19 protein-coding genes are annotated in these 24,680 nt (G+C 64.1%); 15 read left to right on the top strand and 4 right to left on the bottom strand.

From position 1 onward, the window contains the following. Nucleotides 1-100: 100 nt before the first annotated feature. From B4400_RS22715 to B4400_RS22690, 6 genes are all read left to right on the top strand, one after another. The gene (locus B4400_RS22715; protein ID WP_078312905.1) at nt 101-1,087 is read left to right on the top strand and encodes a hypothetical protein; all 987 of its coding nucleotides are present in this window, start codon (nt 101-103) and stop codon (nt 1,085-1,087) included. A gap of 163 nt (nt 1,088-1,250) precedes the next feature. Continuing rightward, nucleotides 1,251-2,102, top strand: coding sequence for a hypothetical protein (locus B4400_RS22710; RefSeq protein WP_286151413.1), 852 nt, complete (start codon nt 1,251-1,253; stop codon nt 2,100-2,102). Continuing rightward, complete coding sequence (locus B4400_RS22705) at nt 2,099-2,863, top strand: hypothetical protein (RefSeq protein WP_078312904.1); 765 nt, start codon at nt 2,099-2,101, stop codon at nt 2,861-2,863. Before B4400_RS22710 ends, B4400_RS22705 begins: the two co-directional genes overlap by 4 nt. Then, the gene (locus tag B4400_RS22700; protein WP_078312903.1) at nt 2,860-3,894 is read left to right on the top strand and encodes a hypothetical protein; all 1,035 of its coding nucleotides are present in this window, start codon (nt 2,860-2,862) and stop codon (nt 3,892-3,894) included. Before B4400_RS22705 ends, B4400_RS22700 begins: the two co-directional genes overlap by 4 nt. 43 nt (nt 3,895-3,937) lie before the next feature. Next, a complete protein-coding gene (locus tag B4400_RS22695; RefSeq protein WP_078312902.1) occupies nt 3,938-5,029 on the top strand; it encodes a CaiB/BaiF CoA transferase family protein in 1,092 nt (363 codons plus the stop codon). Nucleotides 5,030-5,099: 70 nt separating this feature from the next. After that, a complete protein-coding gene (locus B4400_RS22690; RefSeq protein WP_078312901.1) occupies nt 5,100-6,170 on the top strand; it encodes an alpha/beta hydrolase in 1,071 nt (356 codons plus the stop codon). Here B4400_RS22690 and B4400_RS22685 read toward each other — a convergent pair. The 3 genes from B4400_RS22685 to B4400_RS22675 all read right to left on the bottom strand — a co-directional run bounded on the left by B4400_RS22685 (nt 6,159) and on the right by B4400_RS22675 (nt 8,310). Continuing rightward, nucleotides 6,159-7,340, bottom strand: a complete 1,182-nt coding sequence (locus tag B4400_RS22685; RefSeq protein WP_078312900.1) for a pyridoxal phosphate-dependent aminotransferase — start codon at nt 7,338-7,340, stop codon at nt 6,159-6,161. The two genes, B4400_RS22690 and B4400_RS22685, sit on opposite strands and share 12 nt — an antisense overlap. Nucleotides 7,341-7,362: 22 nt before the next feature. Next, nucleotides 7,363-7,770, bottom strand: a complete 408-nt coding sequence (locus tag B4400_RS22680) for a hypothetical protein (protein WP_139360435.1) — start codon at nt 7,768-7,770, stop codon at nt 7,363-7,365. 105 nt (nt 7,771-7,875) lie between these two features. Continuing rightward, nucleotides 7,876-8,310, bottom strand: a complete 435-nt coding sequence (locus tag B4400_RS22675) for a hypothetical protein (RefSeq protein WP_078312899.1) — start codon at nt 8,308-8,310, stop codon at nt 7,876-7,878. Nucleotides 8,311-8,526: 216 nt separating this feature from the next. Between B4400_RS22675 and B4400_RS22670 the strand changes: the two genes are divergently transcribed. From B4400_RS22670 to B4400_RS22645, 6 genes are all read left to right on the top strand, one after another. Then, nucleotides 8,527-9,735, top strand: a complete 1,209-nt coding sequence (locus B4400_RS22670; RefSeq protein WP_078312898.1) for an acetyl-CoA C-acetyltransferase — start codon at nt 8,527-8,529, stop codon at nt 9,733-9,735. Between the two features lie 15 nt (nt 9,736-9,750). Beyond that, the gene (locus B4400_RS22665) at nt 9,751-11,910 is read left to right on the top strand and encodes a 3-hydroxyacyl-CoA dehydrogenase NAD-binding domain-containing protein (RefSeq protein ID WP_078312897.1); all 2,160 of its coding nucleotides are present in this window, start codon (nt 9,751-9,753) and stop codon (nt 11,908-11,910) included. Nucleotides 11,911-12,477: 567 nt separating this feature from the next. Beyond that, nucleotides 12,478-13,869, top strand: coding sequence for a condensation domain-containing protein (locus tag B4400_RS22660; RefSeq protein ID WP_078312896.1), 1,392 nt, complete (start codon nt 12,478-12,480; stop codon nt 13,867-13,869). Nucleotides 13,870-13,920: 51 nt separating this feature from the next. After that, a complete protein-coding gene (locus B4400_RS22655; protein ID WP_078312895.1) occupies nt 13,921-15,120 on the top strand; it encodes a serine hydrolase domain-containing protein in 1,200 nt (399 codons plus the stop codon). Continuing rightward, the gene (locus B4400_RS22650) at nt 15,117-16,481 is read left to right on the top strand and encodes a condensation domain-containing protein (protein WP_078312894.1); all 1,365 of its coding nucleotides are present in this window, start codon (nt 15,117-15,119) and stop codon (nt 16,479-16,481) included. Before B4400_RS22655 ends, B4400_RS22650 begins: the two co-directional genes overlap by 4 nt. Nucleotides 16,482-16,483: 2 nt before the next feature. Continuing rightward, complete coding sequence (locus tag B4400_RS22645) at nt 16,484-19,615, top strand: MMPL/RND family transporter (RefSeq protein WP_078312893.1); 3,132 nt, start codon at nt 16,484-16,486, stop codon at nt 19,613-19,615. On the opposite strand, the gene B4400_RS22640 is transcribed toward B4400_RS22645, so the two are convergent. Then, nucleotides 19,542-20,210: a TetR/AcrR family transcriptional regulator C-terminal domain-containing protein gene (locus tag B4400_RS22640; RefSeq protein WP_078312892.1), complete on the bottom strand. Its 669-nt coding sequence runs from the start codon at nt 20,208-20,210 to the stop codon at nt 19,542-19,544. The genes B4400_RS22645 and B4400_RS22640 overlap by 74 nt on opposite strands. Before the next feature lie 65 nt (nt 20,211-20,275). Here B4400_RS22640 and B4400_RS22635 point away from each other — a divergent pair, with 65 nt between their 5' ends. The 3 genes from B4400_RS22635 to B4400_RS22625 all read left to right on the top strand — a co-directional run bounded on the left by B4400_RS22635 (nt 20,276) and on the right by B4400_RS22625 (nt 24,650). After that, the gene (locus tag B4400_RS22635; RefSeq protein ID WP_078312891.1) at nt 20,276-21,757 is read left to right on the top strand and encodes an FAD-dependent monooxygenase; all 1,482 of its coding nucleotides are present in this window, start codon (nt 20,276-20,278) and stop codon (nt 21,755-21,757) included. A 1-nt stretch (nt 21,758) separates the two neighbouring features. Continuing rightward, a complete protein-coding gene (locus B4400_RS22630; RefSeq protein WP_078312890.1) occupies nt 21,759-22,760 on the top strand; it encodes an LLM class F420-dependent oxidoreductase in 1,002 nt (333 codons plus the stop codon). Nucleotides 22,761-22,904: 144 nt separating this feature from the next. Continuing rightward, nucleotides 22,905-24,650, top strand: coding sequence for a PA14 domain-containing protein (locus B4400_RS22625; RefSeq protein WP_078312889.1), 1,746 nt, complete (start codon nt 22,905-22,907; stop codon nt 24,648-24,650). The last annotated feature ends 30 nt before the right edge of the window (nt 24,651-24,680 follow it).

Below are 24,680 nucleotides of genomic sequence, written 5' to 3'. Positions count from 1 at the left end.
TTTGCTGGGCGTTGCCATTGACGCCTGGTCGGGCCCTTCATACGTTTGCGCCGTTCCCAGCTCGTGCTACGGGTCAGAGCAACAGTGCACTAGGAAGCCGATGATTAAGCATCTCACCCGCCGCGCGACGGTCGCCCTCGTCGTGGCAGCCGCGGCGATGTCGCCTGCCGCCTATCCGGCGGTGGCCGATACAGCGACGCCGCTCAACGGCCTATTCGCGTTGGCGCCGGGAAGTTGCGCGGAGGGTCGCGCCACGGGCTCCTATTTCCGCATGATCTTGCCCGCCGGTGATGCGTCCGGCCCATACCTCGCCAACGGCGATTCGACGTGCTCGGACAACACGGTCACTCTGCTGGCGCCGGGTACCGACGGTGGCCTGAAGTCGGGCGAGTATCAGCCGCAGCCTGGCAACGCATTCGATGGAAACGGAAATGCGGTGTCCGGCAGTATCACTCAGCCCGTCAAGTTCTACGGTGTGGGGTTTGCCACCGCGTCCAACCAGACCGATCCGCAGACGGGTCAGGGCACCGCGACTCCGCAGATCACGGTAAGTGGTAACAAGCTCGGCGGTGATCTCAGCGCCTTCGGAGTGACCTGGAACAACCAGGTGTTCAACCAGGGATCGCCGAAACCCGGTGGCGCATTTCCCGGTAAGACCACGCCGGTGACCGGCACCTACGACCGCAACACCGGGGCCTTTATCGTCGAGTGGACCAGCCAGATCGTGGGCGGTCCGTTCAACGACTTCACCGGGCTGTGGCACCTGGTCGGCAAGGTCGGGGGCGGGCCCGGTGGCGCAGCAGTGGCCGAACCGCCACCCCCTCCGCCGCCCGGTGCGCCACCAGCGGCGGATGCACCGCCCGCCGTGGCCGCGCCGGCGGCCCCCGGGCAGGTTGTTGTGCAGGCTGGGCAACAGCTGGCGGCACCGCCACCGCTGTCGGCCGGCCAACAGCTCATCGCGCTGCCCGTTGATGACAATCCCCGCACGATAACTCCGCCGTGGGTCATCGCACTGCTGGTGTTCGTGGCGATCGGTGGCGGAATCCTGTTCGTGGTGGGGGAGCGGATCTTCAGCCGTGGCCGCTGAGCGGTTGGCTGAGACAGCTCAGTCGGCCCTGCCCTCGTATGCCGATATCGTCGGTGAGGAAGCCGTCGTCGCCGAGGCCGCAACGGCCCCCAGGCCCCGGTGGCCGTTTGTCGCACTCATCGCCCTTGGTGTGCTGCTGTTCGTACTGCCGGTGGTCACCGGGATGTTCACACGTGCCGCGGGCGGTCAGCAGATGCTCACCGAGTTCCGCCCCTTCGTATCGTCGGAGGTGCTTGCCAAATTCCGCGGTTACCTCGATACCATTGATGCCGCTCGTGCCGATGTGCAGGCGACCCGGCCGGTTGCGGGCGGACATTACGAGCGACTGGATGTCTTTGTCGCGCAGTATCCGTCGATTCGGCAGGATATGAACGGCCTACTCGATGCGGTCGGCGGTCAGGTGAACAACTACGGGCAGTTGCGCGCCGTGGGACCGTTCGACGTCTTGCCGTTTCTGCTGGCAGTGCCTGGGCTGATCCTGCTCGGTGCGGGTGTGTGGGGCCTTCGGCGAACCCGTGATGGCGAAAAAGCACTTGGAGCAAGGATTCTCGCGGTTCTCGCGGCGGCGGTGCTGATCGCGGTGCCGTTCGCGGACGGACTTTTTTCGCGTGCCCCGGCGGGTGCCCAGCTCATTGATGCGTTCACTCCGATCATGACCCACGAGCGAGTGGCTGCGGTGCAGCGCCATTTCGTGGTGCTGGTCGCCGCGGAGGGGGAATTGGACACACAGTTCCTGGGAGATCTGCGACAGCATGATCCAGCGCGCGCGGTTCCGGGTATTGACGCCTTCGTTTCCCAATGGCAGCCCATGACAGCGGATTTCGCTTCGCTGATCGGAGTGATGGCCGACAACGTGGATAACTTCGGCAGGGTGGTGTCGCTCGATCGGATCACCGCCCCCCTCGGATTCCGATCATTCGACTATTTCGGGTGGTTTTTCCTCGTGCCCGGTGCACTGGCGGCCGCTGCCGCTATTGACGTGAAAGGAGCCGCACGGTGGCCCAGAAAACGATGACGCGCAGCACTCTCTGTGCGGCGCTGGCGGCGGCGGTGCTGGTGACGGCTCCGGCCTGTGGGTCCGAGAAGCCGGCCGAGTCCCCACTGACCGGGCTGCTGGCCTTGCAGCCCGGCACGATCGACGGCAACAAGCTCAGCGGCACCTGGTTCAAGATGGTGCAACCGGGCGGCAATCCCCAAGAGGGTCCCTTCATGCCGAATGCCAATTCTCCTGTGCCGCAGGGGGCCGCAACACTACTGGCGCCGGGCACGGATGGCGGGCTGGTTCTGGGCGACTACCAGGGCGAGCCCAATCCCGCGTTTGACGAGGCCACCGGCTACTCGCTGGCCTCCCGCGTAACCCAGCCGACGAAGTTCTTCAACATCGAATTCGGCATCTCCACCAACAAGATCGACCCGCAGACACAACGTGAGCTCTTGGCGCCGTCGGCCACGGTATCGGGCGACAAGATCTCGGCCGATGTGTCCGCATGGGCCGCCTCGTGGAACCGTCAGGAGTTCAATCAGGGCGCGCCGAAGCCGAAACCCAAAGAGCAGGCGCAAATTCCGGGAGAGGCACGTGCCAAGCAGGTGTGGGAGTTTGTCGCCGGGCGCTGGGTCGGCCGCGATTCCGTGGACGGCGAAAGCCCCAAGGCCACCGGTACATACGACAAGGACACCAAGAAGTTCACGCTCGATTGGACCAGTCTCATCGTGGGCGGCCCGTTCAACAGCTTCACGGGCGTCTGGCACCTCGAAGGCGTGGTGAAAGACCGATGACTACGACCCCCGCAGAAGAGACGGCTCCGCTTGCTTCCGCTCACCGGAGGCCTACGAAGGAACGCGTATTCGGTATCGCGGTAAGGACGTTCGCCGCGATTACCGTGATCGGCAGCGTTGCCGCCATTACCCAGCTGTCGTATTCGCCCGCGCGCGCACCCATCGTCGGGTACCAGATCGTGAACCGGGACGGATCGATTCCCGAAGGCGCTATCCCGATCCCGGTGCCGCCACCGGGGCCGCAGTTGATCGCGCCGTTACCGCGTCCTCAGGTGCCCTCGCATCCACCGGGTCAGGCCGCAGGACCATTTGGCGCACTGCCCTCGGTGACCGACCGTGGGCTTCCGATCTCCGTCGCCCAGCCTTGCCCCTTCGGCTGGCCGGCACCAGGCCCGGACGAGCAGGGCGGGTTGGCCTCGCTGATCGATGTGGCGCCGGCGGCCGGCGTGTTCTCCTCGGAGGCCTTCGCCCCGGCGACGGCCTATGAACCGATCCTGAAGATGATGGGACCGGTACTGGCCCGCATCTCTCCGCTGCTGTCCCGCCATCCGTGGGCGATCGACCAGTTCGTCACCCGATTCCAGACCGTCATGGTGCGCGTCCTCGAAGCGATCCTGCCGTACTACGGGCCGTACCGGAACGATGTCCTCAAGGCCGAGGGTGACCTCGCGAAGGCGTTGACCCCCTTCCTGGAAAGCCTGTACAACACGCCAACGGCGCAATGCCTCGTCGCGTGGGAGGCGCAGCGTATTCGGGACGCGCGGGGAGGCCGTCCACCGGCCCTGCGGCTGCACGATCTCGGCAAGGTGATCGACCTGTATCGCTCGACGCACTGGCGTGAGGGCGATGACGATCCGCCACCCGCTCCGCTGCCTGCCTACGAGTTCACGCCACCGCCTGCGCCACCACCGGCGTCGGACGCTCCGGCGGCACCGAGCACGTCGCGACCGGTGATCCCCAACTTCCCGACCCCGACACCGGCTCCGGCACCCGCGCAAACCTCGTCACCGGCCATCTCCTCGTCGCTCTAGCCACACTTCCCAACCAACGGGTTGACTGGTTAGGGTGACCCCCATGGCTGACACTGGCGTCAAGACAGGGCCCCTTGCGGGCGTAAAGGTGATCGAGCTCGGTGGCATCGGCCCCGGGCCGCACGCGGCGATGATGTTGTCCGACTTGGGTGCAGACGTCATTCGGGTCCGTCGCCCCGGCGGGCTCGCGATTCCCGCCGAGGAGACCGATCTCTTCCATCGCGGCAAGCGCCTGGTCAACCTGGACGTCAAGAAGGACCCCGAAGCGCTGCTGGCGCTCGTCGACAAGGCCGATGTACTGCTGGACCCGTTCCGGCCCGGCGTGTGCGAGCGCATCGGAATCGGCCCCGAGGAGTGTGCCAAGCGCAACCCACGGCTGATCTTCGCCCGGATGACCGGCTGGGGCCAGCACGGCCCGATGGCGGAGCGCGCGGGGCACGACATCAACTACCTGTCGCTGACCGGCGCCCTGGGCTCGATGGGCTACAAGGACCGCCCGCCGATGCCGCCGATGAACTTGGTCGCCGACTTCGGTGGTGGCTCAATGCTTTTGGTGCAAGGCATCCTGGCCGCGCTGTATGAGCGTGAGAAGTCGGGCACGGGGCAGGTCATCGATGGCGCAATGGTCGACGGTGTCAGCCAGCTGGCTCAGATGCAATGGACGATGTACAACAACGGTCTGCTGTTCGACGAGCGTGAGTCGGGTCTGCTCGACGGCGGGGCGCCGTTCTACGGCACCTATGAGACCTCTGACGGCAAGTACATGGCGGTGGGATCGATCGAGCCGCAGTTTTTCGCGATCCTGGTACAGGGCCTGGGACTGGATCCCGAGAGCGTTCCGTTCCAGCTGGACAAGGCGCGCTACCCCGAGATGCGCAAGATGTTCGACGACGCGTTCAAGACCAAGACCCGCGACGAGTGGACAGAGATCTTCATCGGTACCGACGCGTGTGTGTCACCGGTTCTCACCTGGGGCGAGGCCAAGCAAAACGGGCATTTGCGTGATCGCGCCACCATCGTCCACGTCAACGGAGTGACACAGGCCGCGCCGGCCCCGCGCTTCTCGCGGACGCCCAGCGGGCCCATCGAGGCGCCGCCGAAGGACACCACGGAGCTCTCCGATATCGGCTGGTGATTTAGCCGAGATTGCTAGTACTAGGTACTGGTAGTCTCGCTCCAAAGCAATGACGCTATGAGGAGGCTCGATGACCAGTGCCCGACATGCCGCCGAATCCCGGTTGGCCGACGTCACCTATGCGGGACCGGAGTGGATGGGCAAGGCCAATTGGCATTCGGTGGCCGAGACGTACCTGTTCAAGGCGGTGGGTAAGCCGGGTCTCTACGCGCTGACTCGGCTGATGCTGGCCGTCAACCGTCGGTTCCCCGATGCCCTGCTGAATCGGCGGTATGACGGGCTCGAACGTGTCATGGGCTGGGTGCCGGGAGTGTCCGGAACCCGCACCGAGCGTGTTCAGCTGCCGAATTGCGAGGCCGAATGGACCTGGAACGCCAAGAACGAGCCGGGTCCAGACGCCCCGGTGGTCATCTACTTCCACGGGTCGGCATTCATCGCGTTGGGAATCAACAGCCACCGGCCGTTGGTGAGCCATATCGCGCGTGATTCCGGTGCACGGGCGCTGAGCGTGGGCTACCGGTTGTGCCCGCGCAACCTGGTCGAAGATGCCGTCGCCGACGGTGTCGATGCGTACCGCTATGTGCTGAGTCAGGGTGTCGATCCGGACAACATCGTGCTCGCGGGAGATTCGGCCGGAGGATTCCTGGCAGCCATGACCGCTATCGCGGTGCGGGATGAGGGCTTGCGGCCGCCTGCGGGGTGTGTGCTGATCTCGGCGGCCACCAACAACGACATGGAGCCGAAATACGCTGCCGCCAAACGCATCGGCGATGCGATGTTCCCCGTGAACTTCCTGAAGATGATCAACGACGTGTTCGTGCTGCGCAACGGCGTGCGCGTGCCGGGAGCGTGCCCGGCCGACTCCGACCTGACCGGACTGGGCCCGTTCCTGCTGCAGGTGGGCTCGCAGGAGGCGCTGCGACCAGACTCCGAACTGTTGGCGGAACGGCTTGTCGCGGCAGGGGTTCCAGTACGGCTGCAGATCTTCGACCGCGCGATTCACGTGTTTCAGGTGTTCGCGGCGACGAACCCGGACGCCCGGCGTGCGGTGGGAGAGATCACCGAGTTCATCAAGATCCTGCCCGGCCTGGCCAGGGCGCGTCAGCGCCCGGGCCCCGTCGCGACGGGCCTAACCTCCTAGTCGGGCCAGGCGGGATATCGCCTCGTCGATCACCGCGTCGCGTTTGGCGAAGGTGAACCGCACCAGGTGATTCCACTGATCGGCCGTGGCGGTAGTGGGATCGCAGAAGGCGCTTACCGGAACCGCGGCCACGCCCACGGTTTCTGGCAGGCGCCGACAGAGCTCGGCGCTGTCGCTGAATCCCAGTGGCCGCGGATCCGCGCAGACGAAGTACCCGCCCTCACTGCTGTGCACTTCGAACCCCAGGTCGGTGAGTGCCTCGGAGAGGCGATCGCGCCTGCGCTGCAATGACTCCCGCAGGTTCTTTACCCAGACCTGTTCGGTGTCCAGGGCCACCGCCACCGCGGGCTGAAACGGCGCACCGCCGACATAGGTCAGGAATTGCTTGGCGGCGCGTACACCCGTGACCAATTCCGCTGAGCCACAAGCCCAGCCGATCTTCCAGCCGGTGCAGTTGAACGTCTTGGCGGCGCTGGAGATCGTGACCGTGCGATCGGCCATCCCGGGCAGGCTGGCCATCGGGGTCTGCGTGCGCCCATCGAAGAGCAGTCGCTCATAGACCTCATCGGAAATGACCAGCAGATCGCGCTCGACCGCGAGCTCGGCGACCCGTGCCAGCTCGGCGTCGGTGAATACCTTGCCGGTCGGGTTGTGCGGGGAATTGATGACCAGAGCCGCGGTCCGGGGTGTGATGGCGGTGGCGAGCGCCTGGGTATCCAGCGCGAAGCCCGCACCGTCGGGGACAAGCGGCACCGGGACGCGGACGGCGCCTGCCATGGCCACCACGGCCGCATATGAGTCGTAGTACGGCTCGATCAGAATGACTTCGGAGCGGGGTTCGACGAGGCCCAGGAGCGCACCCGCGATCGCCTCGGTGGCGCCGACGGTCACCAGAACCTGTGTCTCCGGGTCGAGCTCCTCGCCGTAGCGGGCGAGCCGATCGGCGGCGATGGCCCGGCGCAGTTCGGGTGTGCCGAGCCCGGGCGGATACTGGTTGAGGCCGGAACGGATGGCCTGCTGCGCCGCATCGAGCATGGACGCGGGGCCGTCTTCATCGGGGAATCCCTGGCCCAGATTGATCGCGTCGTGGCGGACGGCGAGTGCCGACATTTCGGCGAAGATCGTTGCGCCGAAAGGGCGCAACCGGTTGACGGTCTTCCCCGGCTTCATGCCGGGCAGCCTACCGCTGGACTTAGCAGCTGGGCGGTTCGAAGGACAGGTCGGTGTCCGGGATGGGGCAAAAGTAGTGACTGAGGCCGGGATTGTCCCGGTTACGGCTGTCCACGAAGACCTCCACGTCCCGGTCCGCGCGGTACACCCGGTAGTACGTGGTGGTGTCCTCGAGGAAGAAGTTCGCGATCGTGGTCACCAGTTCGGCACCGGTGCCAGCGGCGCGGGCCTGGCGCATGCAGGTCAGATAATTCGGGGGGATCTCGTGTGATGGCGGCAGCATGCGCAGCCTGCCGCAGTTCTGCAGCGGTGGCCGTTGCTCGAACGCGATGTCGGGGTTGAGCGGTTCCGGCTCGGCCTGTGCCAGCGGCGGGGATCCTGCCGCGATGGCAGTCAGGATGACCGACGCGGTGCAGAGTCTTTTGAGCATCGCTCCAGACTTGCCGCCTTCGGGTCGACCGCGGAAGATTTCGGGGAAATCTCGTCGAAAAGCACCGCAAAGCGCACCTTGGACTGGGGTCTGACCCCAGGAGGGCTATCGATCGCGCGGGTCTGCCAGGGATGCGCAGCTGGGGTCGGGTGGGTAGTTGAGCGGAACGGCCCAGCAGAAGAAGTGACTCCAGCCAGTGTTGCCGAAGCGGTCCGTACTGGAGTCCACGAAGACCTCAACCCGCTGATCCGGGGAGAACACCCGGTAGTAGGTGGTGATGGGATCACCCTCGATGGTGGGCTGGACGACCGTCAGTTCGCCGCCGAGGCCCGAGGCCCTGCCGTTGTTCATGCAATCGCGCTGGGCGGCGGGTAGCTCCTCGTGGAAATGCTTATGCGTCCCGCAGTTCGGGAGAGCGGCCCGTTGTGTGAATGAGATGGGCGGGGGCGCCGGCCTGCGGTGGCCCGGACCGTCGGTGGTCCAGTTCCAGGCCCACCACACGGCGAATACCGTCAGGGTTGCAATAGCCCCGATGAGCACGCGTCTTAGCGGTCGAGACCGAGTCCACAGCACACTTCGAGCGTACCGGCACCATATTCCCAACCAACGGGTTGGGAGGGCTGCTTACCACGGGGGCGCCACCCTGGTCTAACGTAGGGCTGTCTCGGCGAAACTGACCCGGAGTCAACCCGGATTCACAGGCCGCGGCGCTTGCACCACATGCCCCATACGCACCCCCTATAAGGACGTATACCCATGACTGAAGCATTCATCTACGAGGCCATCCGCACGCCTCGCGGTAAGCAGCGCGGCGGCGCCCTCAACGAGGTCAAGCCGCTGAACCTGGTGGTTGGCCTGATCGACGAGATCCGCCGCCGCTTCCCCGACCTGGACGAGAACCTGATCAGCGACGTCGTGCTCGGCGTCGTGGCACCCGTTGGCGACCAGGGCGGCGACATCGCCCGCACCGCGGTGCTGGCGGCCGGCCTGCCCGACACCGTCGGTGGCGTGCAGCTCAACCGCTTCTGTGCCTCCGGCCTGGAAGCCGTCAATATCGCGGCCCAGAAGGTCCGTTCCGGTTGGGACGACCTGGTGCTCGCCGGTGGTGTGGAGTCCATGTCGCGCGTCCCGATGGGCAGCGATGGCGGCGCCTGGGCCTCGGACCCGGCCACCAACTACGACGTGTCCTTCGTGCCGCAGGGCATCGGTGCCGACCTGATCGCCACCATCGAGGGCTTCACCCGTGACGATGTCGACGCCTACGCCGCCCGCTCGCAGGATCGTGCCGCAGCTGCGTGGTCCGGCGGTTACTTCGCCAAGTCCGTGGTGCCGGTGAAGGACCAGAACGGTCTGCTCATCCTGGACCACGACGAGCACATGCGTCCCGGCACCACCGCCGCGGACCTGGGCAAGCTGAAGCCGGCTTTCGAGGGCCTGGCAGCTCTGGGCGGGTTCGACGACGTGGCGCGCATTAAGTACACCTACGTCGAGAAGATCAACCACGTGCACACCGGTGGCAACAGCTCGGGCATCGTCGACGGCGCCGCTCTGGTGCTGGTGGGCTCCGAAGAAGCCGGTAAGTCGCAGGGTCTGACCCCGCGTGCCCGGGTCGTGGCGACCGCCACCACCGGTAGCGAGCCGCTCATCATGCTGACCGGCCCCACGCCGGCCACCCAGAAGGTGCTCGACCGCGCCGGACTGACCGTGGACGACATCGATCTGTTCGAGCTCAACGAGGCCTTCGCCTCGGTGGTCCTGAAGTTCCAGAAGGACCTGAACATCCCGGACGAGAAGCTCAACGTCAACGGCGGCGCCATCGCCATGGGCCACCCGCTGGGTGCCACCGGCGCCATGATCACCGGAACCATGGTCGACGAGCTGGAGCGCCGCGGCCTCCGTCGCGCCCTCATCACCCTGTGCGTCGGCGGCGGCATGGGTGTGGCCACCATCATCGAGCGAGTGTAGGGAGAACCAGAACCAATGAGTGCAAACACAATTCAGTGGGAAAAGGATGCCGACGGCATCGTCACTCTCACCCTGGACGACCCCAATGGCTCGGCCAACGTGATGAACGACGACTACAAGCAGTCGATGGCCGCGGCCGTCAAGCGCCTTGTGGAAGAGAAGGATTCGATCACCGGTGTAGTGATCACCAGCGCCAAGAAGACCTTCTTCGCCGGTGGTGACCTCACCAAGATCATTCAGATCCAGCCAGAGCACGCTCAGGAGGCCTTCAACGAGGTCGAGGAGATCAAGAAGGATCTGCGCACGCTGGAGACCTTTGGTCGCCCGGTCGTGGCGGCCATCAACGGCGCCGCCCTCGGCGGTGGCCTGGAGATCGCGCTGGCCACTCATTACCGGATTGCCGCCGATGTCAAGGGATCTCAGATCGGCCTGCCCGAGGTATCGCTGGGTCTGCTGCCCGGCGGCGGCGGTGTCACCCGGGTTACCCGCATGCTCGGTATCCAGAACGGCTTCGTCACCGTGCTGGCGCAGGGCACCCGCTTCAACCCGACCAAGGCCAAGGAAGTCGGCCTGATCGACGAGCTGGTTGGCTCCGTCGACGAGCTGATCCCCGCGGCCAAGGCATGGGTCAAGGCCAACCCCGAGGCCGTGCAGCGCTGGGATGTCAAGGGCTACAAGATTCCTGGCGGCACCCCGGCCACCCCGGCGCTGGCGGCCATCCTGCCGTCGTTCCCGTCGAACCTGAAGAAGCAGCTCAAGGGCGCGCCGATGCCGGCCCCGCGGGCCATCCTGGCCGCCGCGGTCGAGGGCGCCCAGGTGGACTTCGATACGGCCAGCCGTATCGAGAGCCGCTACTTCACCAGCCTGACCACCGGCCAGGTCGCCAAGAACATGACGCAGGCGTTCTTCTTCGATCTGCAGACCATCAACGGTGGCGGATCACGTCCGGACGGCATCGCCAAGCGGGAGATCAAGAAGATCGGTGTGCTGGGTGCGGGCATGATGGGTGCCGGTATCGCGTACGTCTCGGCCAAGGCCGGATATGACGTCGTTCTGAAGGACGTTTCGCTGGAGGCGGCTCAAAAGGGCAAGGCCTACTCGGAAAAGATTGAGGAGAAGGCTCTTTCGCGTGGGAAGACCACCGCGGAGAAGTCTGCGGCGCTGCTGGCCAAGATCACCCCGACCGCCGATCCTGCCGATCTGGCTGGCGTCGACTTCGTGGTTGAGGCGGTCTTCGAGAACACCGAGCTCAAGCACAAGGTGTTCCAGGAGATCGAGGACATCGTCGAGCCTAACGCGCTTCTCGGCTCCAACACCTCCACCCTGCCCATCACCGGGCTGGCGTCGGGTGTGAAGCGTCAGGAAGACTTCATCGGTATCCACTTCTTCTCGCCGGTCGACAAGATGCCGCTGGTGGAAATCATCCGCGGTGAGAAGACCTCCGACGAGGCGCTGGCCCGGGTGTTCGACTACGTGCTGGCCATCAAGAAGACCCCGATCGTTGTCAACGACAGCCGTGGCTTCTTCACCTCGCGCGTCATCGGCACCTTCGTCAACGAGGCCGTCGCGATGCTGGCCGAGGGCATCGAGCCCTCGACCATCGAGCAGGCCGGCAGCCAGGCCGGATACCCGGCTCCGCCGCTGCAGCTGTCGGATGAGCTGAACCTGACGCTGATGCAGAAGATCCGCAAGGAGACCGTCGAGGCCGCCAAGGCCGAGGGCAAGGAACTGCCGGACGATCCGGCGGGCCGTGTCATCGACACGCTGGTCGAGGCGGGCCGTCCGGGCCGCCTGGGTGGCGCTGGTTTCTACGATTACGTGGACGGCAAGCGCACCGAGCTGTGGCCCGGCCTGCGCACGACGTTCAACACCCGTCCGGGATCCGACGCGGCCAACCCGCCGCTGCAGGACCTCATCGAACGCATGCTGTTCGCGGAGGCCATCGAGACGCAGAAGTGCTTCGACGAGGGCGTGTTGACCTCGACCGCTGACGCCAACATCGGCTCGATCTTCGGCATCGGCTTCCCGCCCTGGACCGGCGGTGTGCACCAGTACATCGTCGGATACGAGGGTCCCGCCGGTAAGGGCAAGGCCGGGTTCGTGGCTCGCGCAAAGGAATTGGCCGCCAAGTACGGCGACCGCTTCAACCCGCCCGCGTCGCTCCTGGACGCGTAAGACAGGGCTCGAAAACACCTCAGCCGCTCACCCTTCGGGGTGGGCGGCTGAGGTGCGTTGTGGGGCCGAATTTTTCGTGAGACTCGGGTGCCGACACACCCCGCTCGGTGTCAACAACCGTTGAACCCCTAGCGAATTCGGTAGTTTTAGAGATAGCAGCCAGAAATGTCGCCGCGCGCCGCGTGGCGTACGCCACAGTGTGGGTAGCCGAGGGTGGTAGCCCACAGAAATTGTGAGCCATCACGTAGGTTCTCTGGTGACACTACAAACATAGTTATTGGTACTTCGCGTAACCAGACATGTATTGCCTGGTCATAGGGTATTTCGATACGGTAGTTATATTTGCTGGAATTGGTTTACCGTAAGACTTTCAAGAAGTTGCTGAAATAAGGCGTAACGCGACGTTACCCACAGTTCACTCGCTATTTCTTTGATGGAACGTACCTTTGCGAGATATTTGTTCGCTACGCTGCCCGCAATGAGTAAAGTCTTTGCCACTCGCATTGTGGCGGCTAGGTCGAATTTGGTTCGGCTCGTATTCAAGATCGCTGAGCAGGGATAGGGACGATGGTTGCACTCGGAACGATCCACGATTGGCGCCCTAAGCCGGGAACCGTCATCTCCTGGAGTGCTTCGCCACGCGCCCGCCAGGTCGCTGCGCAGGCGCCCGCCAGCCTGGTCCCGCCGAGCTATCAACAAGCCCAGCACGTGCGCTCATACCGGGATCTGGCGCGCCGGGACCGTGAGATGGCACGGTTGGGCATCGGATCCTGGGATGTTCCCGGTGTCTGCGATATCGATGCGATGACCGCGGCGATCAACGCGCACCTGCGTCGGCACGACACCTACCATTCATGGTTCGAATTCGACACGGCTGACAACATCGTCCGGCACGCGATCGAGGATCCGGAGACCATCGACTTCGTGCCGCAGGATCATGGGCTGCAGGGGCCCGATGAGATCCGTGCACACCTGCTGCGCACGTCGGGCACTCCGCTCTCGTGGGACTGCTTCACCTTTGGGGTGATTCAGCGCGCGGACCACTTCACGGTGTACATCAGCGTCGATCATCTGCATACCGACGGCATGTCGACGGGGATCATCTACGTCGAGATCCAGTTGATGTACGCCAGCCTGGTGCACGGGTCAGCACTGCAGCTTCCACCTCCCGCGGGTTATCTGGATTTCTCCGCCCGCGAACGTGCGCACAACCAGGCCATGACCCTGGATTCCTTCGAGGTGCAGACCTGGCTTCGGTACGCGCGGGACAACGGCGGCACTCTGCCGGACTTCGTTCTGCCGCTCGGCGACCGCTCCGTGCCGCACGTCGGTGGCATGGTCGCTGCTCCTCTACTGGACGCCGAGGAGACGGTGGCGTTCGAAAAGGCTTGTGAACAGGCGGGTGTGCGCTTCAGTGGTGGCGTATTCGCGTGTACCGCACTGATCGACCGCGAGCTCACCGGCGCCGATACCTTCTATGGCATCACCCCGTACGACACTCGCGGCACCGCCGAGGAGCAGATGTCGGTGGGTTGGTACGCGAGCTTCATTCCCTTCGTGGTTGATCTCTCGGAGGCTTCCTTCGCGCGGGTCGCGCGGTCCGCCCAGAAGTCGTTCGACGAATGCCAGCCGCTGGCGAAGGTTCCCTTTGAGCGTGCATTGGAGCTCGCGGGTCCGGAGTCGGGGCTGACCGCCCCGGACTACGTGGTCCCGATGGTGTCCTTCTTGGACGCGCGCAAGATCCCGGTCAGTGCCGAATGGGATCGTATTAATGGCGGAATCTACGGGGACAGCCGTTCTTCCGATCAGGTGTGCATGTGGGTCAACAGGTTTGAGAACGAAACCAACCTGACGATCTCGTTCCCCGACAACGCCGTCGCCCGTGAATCTGTGTCGCGCTATCTCGAAGTGGCCCGCATGGTTTACCAGCGTGTCGCGCAGTCACAGTTCGTTTCCTGAAACCGCGGCATCGCGGCCGCACTCGAGCAGCAGTGAAAGGTTGGGATTGTCATGAGCACAAGCCTTGACATCGCGGTGAATGGAACCAGCTCACCGGATTTCGACAATGTCCGGCGCGCATTCGCACTGAATTTCCTGGAGAACGACGAGCTGGGCGCCGCGGTCGCGATCTGGGTCGACGGTGAACTCGTCGTCAATCTGTGGGCGGGCTGGGCCGATGAGGCGCGCACGCGTCCCTGGACTGAGGACACCTTGGCGCCGGTCTACTCCGGGACCAAGGGATTGATGAGCACCTGCGTCCACATGCTCGTCGAGCGGGGCGTGCTCGATCTGCATGCGCCGGTCGCACGGTACTGGCCCGAATTCGGCCAGGCCGGTAAGGAATCCATCACGCTGGCCATGGTGCTCGGGCATCGGTCGGGCGTGATCGGACCACGCACCCGGCTGACGCCGGAGCAGGCCGCCAACTGGGATGAGGTGTGCGAGCACATCGCGAGGGCGACGCCGTGGTGGGAGCCCGGAACCGCGCAGGGTTACCACATGGCGACGTTCGGCTTCATCCTGGGCGAGGTCGTCCGCCGGACCACCGGTCAGACGCTCGGGCAGTTCCTGCGTACCGAGATCGCCGAGCCGTACGGGCTGGACGTACATGTCGGACTGCCGCACAGTGAGCACCACCGGTGCGCGGAGTTGATCAACAAGCCGTACTTGCGCGACGTATTCCGCGGTGCTCCTGGCGAATTCGATTGCATGAGTGATCACCCACTGGCGGGCCCACTCATCTCAGGTGATTTCATCCCCGACGACGAAATTGCCCGTAAGGACATTGCGCTGTGGCGCGCGCTGGAATTCCCCGGGACCAATGCCCACGTTTCGGCGCTGGGTCTGGCCACCTTCTACAACGCGATGGCGCTCGGCAAGCTGCTCAGCCACGACCACATGGATGTGGTGCGGGTGTCGCAGGGCGGGTTCGATCCCGATGTCGTGCTGGGCCCCCGGGTTGCCAACCACGGATGGGGACTGGGCTACATGCTCAACCAGCGCTGCTATGCCGGGCCCAACCAGAAGACGTTCGGGCACGGGGGGTCTGGTGGTTCGTACGCCTTTGTCGACCTGGAGCACCGCATCGGCTACTCGTACGTGATGAACCAGTTCGATGTGACCAAGGCGGATGCCGATCCTCGTAGCGTGCGGCTGATCAACGAGCTCTACAGCACGTTGGGGGTGTCGCCGGCGGGAGAGTCGCTGTGACGGCGACGATCCCGGAGGTGCACGCGCCGCCGCGCACCACAAACCTGCCGATCCCTCATTTGGACTTCGTCGATCAGGCGTCCTTCCTGGGGCTGCGCGCCACCGAGCTGTCCACGCTGGGACAGATGGTGTGGGTGTACGAACGCGATATCGACACCGACCGGTTACGCAGATTCCATGCCAACCTCGGCCACGGACTGCTCGGCCGCCGAATCGAACGTTCCCGGGTGCCTTTTGGCCGTCATCGCTGGGTGCTCGATCCCGCGTGCCATCCCATCGATGTCGAGCTCGCGCCACTGCCGCGGGCCGAACTGCAGGATTGGGTGCACCGGCATGCCCAGCTCCCCATCGATCCCGAGCACGGTCCGTCCTGGCGACTTGGTGTCACCCGGTTCACCGATGGTGCCACCGCGGTGAGCCTGGTGGTCTCGCACAGCATCGCCGACGGCGTGGGCATGTGCCGGGCCATCGCCGATGCGGTCAACGACGCGGCAGTCCCGCTGGGCTACCAGACACCACGGGCACGCAAGCGCTTGCATAGCGTGCGGGAAGACTTGCGGCGTACCAGGCGTGACCTGCCCGACACCGCACGGGCCTTCCGTAAGGCCACCAAGATGTTGAGCGCGCGGCGCCAGGACATCAAACACGCGGGCCGGCCCGCGGCCGAGGTGCACATCGAACAGATCCCGGCGGTGACCGTGTATCTGGACGAAACCCATTGGGACACACACGCGCGTGGTCGTGGCGGTACCAGTAACTCGCTGGTCGGTGCGTTTGCCGCTCAGCTCGCCCTCAAGGTGGGCAGGCTCGGCCCGGATGGCCGGGTGACTCTCTCCATGCCCGTCAATGAGCGTACTGACGGTGATTACCGTGCCAACGCCATGACCTCGGTGATGTTCGCGGTCAACACGGCGGATCTGACCACCGATCTACGCGGAATCCGCAGTGCCACCAAGGAGGTGCTCTCCGGCCTGCAGGACGCACCCGACGAAAAATGGGCGCTGTTGCCGCTGACTCCATTCATCCCCAAGGCTGCCGCGCGCCGATTGGCCGATGTGGCACTGGAATACGGTGACTATCCGGTGGGGTGCTCGAATGTCGGGCCCCTGGATCCCGATGTGAATCGCCCGGACGGGACCCACGCCGATTACGCCTACTGCAGACTGGCCGAGCAGCGGGTGCGGCCGGACAAGGTGCTGAGCACCTACGGGCAGCTCTTCGTCGCATCCGGGAGAGTCAACGAAAGGATCTTCCTGGCAGTTGTCGCGTACCAGCCCGGTGTGGTCGAGACACGCGCTGATCTGACCAGCTTGCTGACCGAGACGCTCGACGATTTCGGTATGCACGGGGTGATCGAGTAGTCGTGGCGGACAACACAGGTGGTATCTACGGACTGATCGCTCGGATCGTCCGGAGGGCCCCTGTCGCCGTCATCGGGGTATGGATCGGCCTGGCCGCCATTTTGGCGCTCACCGCGCCCTCGCTGCAGAAGGCCATCGAGGACCACCCGGTCGATCTGCTGCCCAAGGATGCTCCCGTCATGGAGACCACGCGGCAGATGGTCGAGTCGTTCCAGGAGTCCGGTGCGCAGAACATCCTGCTGATCGTCCTCACCAACGAGAACGGGCTGACACCCGCCGACGAGCAGACCTACCGGGTTCTCGCGGCGCGAATGCGTGAAGACACTCGCGATGTGAGCATGGTGCAAGACTTCATCACCAAACCGATGCTGCGCGAGATGATGTCGAGCACCGATGGCAAGGCCTGGTACCTGCCGGTGGGATTGCAGGGCGAGCTTGCCACCCCCGAATCCGGTAAGGCGTATGTGGGGGCCCTCAAGATCATCAAGGACGCCACCGCGGGCACCACGCTAAAGGCCTTTACGACGGGGCCGACCGCCACCGTCGGCGATTTGACGGTGGTGGGAGAGCGTGACCTGCACAAGGTCGAAATAACCACGGCTGCTTTGGTTCTGCTCATCTTGCTGATCGTCTACCGCAATCCGGTGACGATGATGCTGCCGCTCATCGTGGTGGGTGTCTCGCTGGGCATCGCCCAGGCGGCCGTCGGGGGACTGGCGCAGATGGGTCTGAGTATCTCGAATCAGACGCTGACATTCATGACCGCGATGATGATGGGTGCGGGTGTCGACTACGCGGTCTTCCTCATCAGCCGGTATCACGAATACGTCAAACAGGGTATGGATTCCGACAGTGCGGTGACCGCTGCACTGGAATCCATCGGCAAGGTGGTCGCGGCATCGGCGGCGACGGTGGCGGTGACCTTCCTGGGCATGGGCTTTACCAAGTTGGGGATCCTGTCCACCATCGGTCCGGCGCTGAGCGTGTCCATCCTGATCGCATTCGTGGCGTCGGTGACCTTCCTGCCGGCGGTGCTGATCCTGGTGGGACGCCGCGGCTGGGTGAAACCGAGAAAGGCTTACGCCAACAAGATTTGGCACCGCTCGGGAATCAACATCGTCAAACGTCCGGGTACGCATCTGGCGGTCAGCCTGGTTATTCTGATCATCCTCGCCACCTGCGGAGCGATGGTGAAGTTCGGATATGACGACCGCAAGAACCTGCCCTCCTGGGCCGATAGCAATCAGGGTTACGCCGCGATCGAGAAGCACTTCCCGGTGAATTCAACGCTGCCGCAATACCTCTACATCAAGTCGCCTCATGATCTGCGCACCCCGCGCGGGTTGGCCGACCTGGAGCAGATGGCCGCGCGGGTGAGCCAGGTGCCCGGTGTCGACAAGGTGCGCGGTATCACCCGGCCCACGGGTGAACCGCTGGAGGAGGCCAAGCTCTCCTACCAGGCCGGTGAGGTCGGCGGGAAGCTGGGCGATGCGTCGAACCTGATCGATGCCCGCACCAGGGACTTGGACAAGCTCGCCGCGGGCGGACACACGTTGGCGGACAAGCTTGGTGAGGTCCGCGACTCGGTGAAGAACTCGTTGGGCACGGCGCGCGCACTGGTCGAGGTGCTGGCCCAGCTGCGGGGCAGTGGGAGGACGGGTACCCTCGCGGATCTGGACTCGGTGGACAAGCTGGTCACCAGCATGCATTCCCTCGGCGATGCCATCGAGGCCAACGCCCAGAGTGCCAGTGAGGTGTACGGCTGGATCGAACCCGTCGCCCGTGTGTTGGTCGGCAACCCGGCCTGTGAGATGGACCCCGCGTGCCGCTCCTCGCGAGATGAGATGAACAAGTTCCTGGAGACCAAACAGGATGGCACCAGGGACAGAATTGTCGAGCTCGGTCGTGAGTTGAAGTCCGTCGACAATGACAAGCAGATCAGCTCGACCATTGCCCGGCTGCGCACCGCGCTGAACGCCATCGACACGAACCTGCGCCGGTTGGGTCTGTCCGACTCCTACGGTATCCAGCAGAAGTTCGCCGAAGTCCTGACCGGAGTCAACTCACTGGCCGATGGCAGCGCACAGCTGGCCGAGGGTGTGCAGATGCTGGTGGACCAGACCAAGCAGATGGGCGGCCAGTTGGGTGATGCCTCAACGCTCTTGGTCGCCGCCAAGCGTGACGCGGCACCCGGATCGATGTCCGGCTTCTACATACCGCAGCAAGTGCTCACTCAAGATTCCTTCAAGACCGCTGCGGCAGCGTTCGTTTCGGCCGACGGGCATGCGGTGCGCTATCTGGTACAGAGCAATCTGAATCCGTTCAGTCCCGAGGCGATGGATCAGGTCCGCGCCATCCAGGATGCGGCGCACAGCGCACAACCCAACACCACGCTGTCCGATGCGTCCATCTCGATGGCCGGGTTGTCGGCGATGTACAACGACATCCGCAACTACTACAACCACGACTTGCGGTTCATCATCGTGCTGACGGTGATCGTGGTGCTGCTGATCCTCGTTGCGCTGCTGCGAGCCATCGTCGCACCGCTGTATCTCATTGGCTCGGTGATCATTTCGTATGCGTCGGCGGTGGGCATCGGGGTGATCGCGTTCCAGTTCATCGGTGGACAGCCGTTGAGTTGGAGTGTGCCGGGTATGGCGTTCATCGTGCTGGTCGCGGTGGGCGCGGACTACAACCTGTTATTCATCTCGCGCATTCGCGATGAGTCACCCGATGGCATCCGCTCCGGGGTCATCAAGACGGTCAAGTCGACCGGAGGTGTGATCACCTCTGCCGGAGTGATTTTCGCGGCGTCGATGTTCGGCTTGCTGATCGGCAATCTACAGTCGATGGTCGAAGCGGGCTTCATCATCGGGATGGGCCTGCTCCTGGACACCTTCCTGGTGCGCACCATCACCATTCCCGCTTTGGTGGTGCTGTGTGGGCAGGCCAACTGGTGGCCCTCGGCGATCGTGGAACCCTGGTTTCAGAAACATTTTTCGCGGTCCAAGGCCGACATTCCGGATGCGGCGTCTGAGGACGTGGACGAGCCCGATTGTGCTAGCGGCGATCCGTTACTCGAGGAGCCGCTGATTTCCGTTTCCCGAGAAGCCGAGCTCGCAGGCCGTCGATGACGATCGCGAGTCCGTCCTCGAAGTCGGCATCGAAGTCGGGCTCGTAGAGCTCCGAGAAGACCTCCAAGATCGCGGGATACTTCTGCAGATCGAGCTTGGCGATCAGATTTTCTTCGGTGTAGGGATTGGGCCCTGGATATTCGGAGCCATCACGGGCCTGCTGCTCGATGGTGAATCCGATGGTGTAGTGGTGGATCACGGGTGACAGACGGGCCGCTTCGCGAACAGTGAACCCGGCAGAAGTCATGGCATCCAACATCGGTTCCAGCATGTCGGCGGCATTGGTGACGAAGGTGCCGGCCAGGATTCGGGCACCCTGGTGGTAGCGCAGCATCGCCCGCCGCAAGGCGCGAGCGCCGTTGGCCAGGAAGATATCCCATGGCGCAGCCGTATCGACGAAGGCATCATAGGCATCGCTCATGATCGCCTCACCCATGAGGTCGATGAGCTCGCGCCGGTTCTTCACGTGCCAGTACAGGGCCGGTGCCTGTACCCCGAGAGATGCCGCCAGTGCACGCATGGTGAGGCCGTCGCTGCCCTTCTCGTCCAGCAAGGCCAGGCCGGCGCGCGCGATGGTTTCCCGATTCAAAATCACATTGACACCTTAACATTGTTAAAGTAATTATTGATGCAATGCCAATAACAACGTTAAGGAGCACTATGACCGAGCATGCAGTGGTCATCGCGGGCGGGGGCCCGACCGGACTCATGTTGGCCGGTGAGCTGGCCCTCGCTGGTGTCGACGTTGCGGTGTTGGAACGTCGGGACAGCCACGAAGAGGTGGGATCTCGTGCGGCGGGAGTGCATTCACGCACGATCGAGGTGTTCGATCAGCGAGGGATCGCCGAGAGGTTTCTCTCCCAGGGGATGACCGGTCAGGTGACCCACTTTTCAGGCATTTTCATGAGCATCGAGGACTTCCCGACCCGTCACCCGTACGCGTTGGGTCTGCTTCAGCATTACACCGAGAAGACGCTCGCGGCCTGGATCGCCGAACTCGGGGTACCGATCTATTACAGCGCCGAGGTGGTCGGATTCACCCAGGATGACTCCGGTGTGGACGTGGAGCTTGCCGACGGGCGCGCGATGCGCGGGCTGTACCTCATCGGATGCGACGGCGGACGCAGTGCGATCCGCAAGGCCGCGGGGATCGGGTTTCCCGGCCATGACCCGTCCTGCTCGGCGATGCTGGTCGATGCCGAGATCACTGAGCAACCGCTCGAGTTCGGACTGCTGCGCAAACCCGGTCAGGCCTTCCTGGCCATTCTGCCGTTCGAGGAGGGGTGGTGCCGGCTGGTCTTCAGTACCGACCTCTCCCGACTCGGCGCCGAACCGACCCTGGAGGAGGCGAAGGAAGCGCTGATCGCCATCGCGGGTACGGATTTCGGTTTGCACAGTCCACGCTGGATGTCCCGGTTCTCCGATATGACTCGCCAGGCCGACCGGTACCGTGACCGGCGCCTGTTCCTGGCGGGCGATTCCGCCCATATCCACTTCCCGTTCGGTGGACAGGGACTCAACACCGGTGTCCAGGATGCGGTGAACCTGGGTTGGAAGCTTGCCGCGGTGATCAAGGGAGAAGCCCCGGACGCACTGCTGGACACTTATCACTCCGAGCGTCACCCGGTGGCGGAACGGGTGCTGCACAACACCATGGCCCAGACCCCGCTGTCCGAGGCGAGCCCGCGGATCGATGCGTTGCGTGACATCATGTCCGATCTGCTGGCCATGGACGAACCGCGCAAGCGCATCGCCGGCATGATGAGCGGCCTGGACATCCACTATGAGGTAGGTGGGCATCAGGGCACGGCGCATCCACTGCTGGGTCGCCGCATGCCGGACCTCGACCTGGTGACCGCGGAGGGGCCGACGCGCGTCTACCCATACCTGCACACGGCCCGTCCGCTGCTGTTCAACTTCGGAGAGTCGCAGAGCCTGCACATCGACGGATGGACAGACCGAGTTCAGCTGGTGGACGCGAAATACTCAGGTGCATGGGATCTTCCGGTGCTGGGCGAGGTGACGGCACCGGATGCGGTGCTGGTGCGCCCCGACGGCCATGTCGCCTGGGTGGGCGAGGGCTCCGACGCCGGCCTTATCGAGGCCCTCACCCAATGGGTGGGATCGCCCGTCCCGGCGTAATGTGGCGCGGGTGGCCGAGACACTGGAGTTCGGAGTCTTCATCCCGCAGGGCTGGCGCCTGGATTTGGTAGGCATCGCGCCCGAGGATCAATGGACCGCCATGCGCGATCTGGTCCAGTACGCGGAGGACGGTCCGTGGGACTCGGTATGGGTCTACGACCACTTCCATACCGTTCCGGTGCCCACCGACGAGGCGACCCATGAGGCGTGGACACTGATGTCCGCTTTCGCGGCCGTGACCTCGCGGATCAAGCTGGGGCAGATGTGTACGGCCATGGGATACCGAAACCCGGTGTACCTGGCCAAGATCGCTGCGACAGTGGACATCATCTCGGGCGGGCGCACCCAGATGGGCATCGGCGGCGGATGGTATGAGCACGAGTGGCGCGCGTATGGCTATGGCTTTCCCGGTGCCGCCGAGCGCCTCGGCAGGCTGCGCGAAGGGGTGCGCATCATGCGCGACGCCTGGCGCGACGGGCGCGTCTCTTTGGACGGCACCTATTACCAGGTCGATGACGCCATTGTCGCTCCCAAGCCCTTGCAGTCCAAGGGAATTCCGCTGTGGATCGCGGGTGGCGGCGAGAAGGTGACATTGCGGATCGCGGCGCGATATGCGCAATACACCAACTTCGGGCAGTCTCCCGAAGAATTCGAGCACAAGTCGAAAGTGCTTGCAGCGCATTGCAAAGACATCGGCACCGATTTCGGCGCGATTGTCCGGAGCGCCAACATGAACATCGTCATCGGAGCCGATGGCGCCGAGGTGGCCGATCGGCTGGCGGCCATCAAGGCGCGGCTGGTCCCGGTCATCGGCGAGGACGTCGCCCAGGTCACGGTCGGGAACCTTGCCGAAACGGCGGGAACCCCGGAACAGATCGCCGAGCGTCTGGCGGAGTTCCGCCGACTGGGGCTGGGTTACGCGATATGCAATTTCCCGGAAGCTGCCTATGACCGTTCTGGAATCGACTTGTTTGTTCGCGAGATAGTCACCAGCAGTTCATAGTTGAGCCTATTGGTCAGTCTGTCTATTGCAGATTCATCGCCGGAGAATATCGCTTGAACGAATGCCCTGGTGAATTGATTCAACCCGGGAGTATTTTGCGCGTGAATCGTTTTGCGTCTGCTATCGGACAGGGTATTCACGCTCATGAGAGTTCTGCGGTTCTTGGCTGCCGTGGCCGTCCTAGCGGCCATGGGGATAACATTTCCCTCTGTCTCCCAAGCAGATACGGCCATCGAAGCGGAGTCGATGTCCTACTCGAGCGGGGGCGCGGGCACCTGGGCGGACGCCAGCGCATCCGGCGGAACACTGTTGGGTCTGTATGGCCAGAATGCGGTTGCTACCCACACGGTGTGGCTGCAGGCCTCGTCGAGAATTGTCATTCGGGCACGCGGGCAGCAATGCCTGGGTGCACCGGCGATGCGCGTCAGCGTCGACAATGCCGCGGTGGGAAACTTCACGGTATCGGCAAATGCTTTGACCGAGTATTCGGTGGATTTGTCTATCGCTGAGGGGTCGCATTCCATCACCATTACCAACAGCGCGGCATACAGCACGTTCCTCTGCGGGCGAATGCTGGTGCTGGACAAGATGACGGTGGTGTCGACCGCACCCACCACGATCCCGACGACCCCACCGTCGGATTGCGCCGTCAATGAGTACCAGGTCAGTTACTACAACAACACCGCGTTGAGCGGATCCCCGGCGGTGCGACAGTGTGAGACATCGGTGGGTGGCAACTTCCGAAGTGCCGCACCGGTATCCGGTGTCAATACCTCGAACTGGGGCGCCCAGTATGTCGGGACAATCCACTTTCCTGTCAACGGGAACTACGTGTTCAGCGCGGACACCGGAAATATGGCGGTGCGCGTGTGGCTCGACGGACAACTGGTCATCGACAAGGGGACGGTGAGCTGGGGCCGCAATCTGGCCGCCAAGGACGTCGCCGCGGGCGATCACACGGTTCAGGTCGTCTTCTGGAAAACGTCGGGCGATTCCTTCGAGTTCTTCTCGGTCTCACAAATGGGGCCGGGCACGGCCAGTACCAACGGCAACTACTACTCGGCGGACTCCTTCTGGAACACGCCCATCCCCGCCGATGCCCAGATCGATCCTCGCTCCGACGGCTGGGTGACGATGCTGGGAAATCAGAACGGCATCTCGCTGAACAGCAGCACGTGGACCCAGCCCATCTACGTCGCGCCGCCCGGCACTCCCACCCGTGCCATCCGGATCACCAACTCGAGTAAGTACCTGACCGTTCCCTATCTGCCGTCCTACAAGGCGAGCCCTGACGGCGACAGCGCGCTGATCATCGTGGATCAGGCGAAGGGATGCGCGTACGAACTGGAGATGTTCAACAATTCGTCTTCGGCGGTGGCCTCGGCCTCGTATCACGCGTACACGGGCACCGGTGGGCATACGTCGGGGCCGGCTCACGCCGGCGGCGAGCTGTCCTGGCTTGCCGGGCTCATCAGATCGGCCGAGGTGAACGCGGGCGGCATCAACCATGCGCTGCGATATGCGCTGCCCATCGGCTCACCACGATTCGCGTATCCGGGCACCCGTTCCGACGGCAGCACGCCCAATGGAATTCCGCAGGGAACGAGAATGCGGCTGGATCCGAGCCTCAATCTGGACCAGTTTGGGCTCACGCCTTTCCAGCAGATGGTGGCCGTCGCGTTGCAGATCTACGGCGGCTACAACGCCGACACCGCGGGAGTGCTCGCCGTCGCCACGGAGAACACCGCGGCCTCGGCGCCGTTCAACGTTGCCCTCGCGGGCCTGCCGCAGTCCCTCATGCAGCACCTGCAGTTCCTCAAACCGACTGTGGCGTCGACGGACATCCGGCTGGACGAGCAGGCCGATCAGACGTGCGCCCAGCAGCAGTAGGGCCCATTGTTTACGACCCGACCGATACCG

It is taken from the genome of Mycobacterium sp. D16Q13, from assembly GCF_002013375.1.
Classification (GTDB): Bacteria; Actinomycetota; Actinomycetes; order Mycobacteriales; family Mycobacteriaceae; genus Mycobacterium.
This window is presented reverse-complemented; position numbering and strand designations above follow the sequence as displayed.

Excerpts from the sequence above, each read along its gene's own strand:
- B4400_RS22715 (WP_078312905.1), top strand. The coding sequence starts at position 101 with ATGATTAAGCATCTCACCCGCCGCGCGACGGTCGCCCTCGTCGTGGCA.
- B4400_RS22710 (WP_286151413.1), top strand. The coding sequence starts at position 1,251 with ATGTTCACACGTGCCGCGGGCGGTCAGCAGATGCTCACCGAGTTCCGC.
- B4400_RS22705 (WP_078312904.1), top strand. The coding sequence starts at position 2,099 with ATGACGCGCAGCACTCTCTGTGCGGCGCTGGCGGCGGCGGTGCTGGTG.
- B4400_RS22700 (WP_078312903.1), top strand. The coding sequence starts at position 2,860 with ATGACTACGACCCCCGCAGAAGAGACGGCTCCGCTTGCTTCCGCTCAC.
- B4400_RS22695 (WP_078312902.1), top strand. The coding sequence starts at position 3,938 with ATGGCTGACACTGGCGTCAAGACAGGGCCCCTTGCGGGCGTAAAGGTG.
- B4400_RS22690 (WP_078312901.1), top strand. The coding sequence starts at position 5,100 with ATGACCAGTGCCCGACATGCCGCCGAATCCCGGTTGGCCGACGTCACC.
- B4400_RS22685 (WP_078312900.1), bottom strand. The coding sequence starts at position 7,340 with ATGAAGCCGGGGAAGACCGTCAACCGGTTGCGCCCTTTCGGCGCAACG.
- B4400_RS22680 (WP_139360435.1), bottom strand. The coding sequence starts at position 7,770 with ATGCTCAAAAGACTCTGCACCGCGTCGGTCATCCTGACTGCCATCGCG.
- B4400_RS22670 (WP_078312898.1), top strand. The coding sequence starts at position 8,527 with ATGACTGAAGCATTCATCTACGAGGCCATCCGCACGCCTCGCGGTAAG.
- B4400_RS22665 (WP_078312897.1), top strand. The coding sequence starts at position 9,751 with ATGAGTGCAAACACAATTCAGTGGGAAAAGGATGCCGACGGCATCGTC.
- B4400_RS22660 (WP_078312896.1), top strand. The coding sequence starts at position 12,478 with ATGGTTGCACTCGGAACGATCCACGATTGGCGCCCTAAGCCGGGAACC.
- B4400_RS22655 (WP_078312895.1), top strand. The coding sequence starts at position 13,921 with ATGAGCACAAGCCTTGACATCGCGGTGAATGGAACCAGCTCACCGGAT.
- B4400_RS22635 (WP_078312891.1), top strand. The coding sequence starts at position 20,276 with ATGACCGAGCATGCAGTGGTCATCGCGGGCGGGGGCCCGACCGGACTC.
- B4400_RS22625 (WP_078312889.1), top strand. The coding sequence starts at position 22,905 with ATGAGAGTTCTGCGGTTCTTGGCTGCCGTGGCCGTCCTAGCGGCCATG.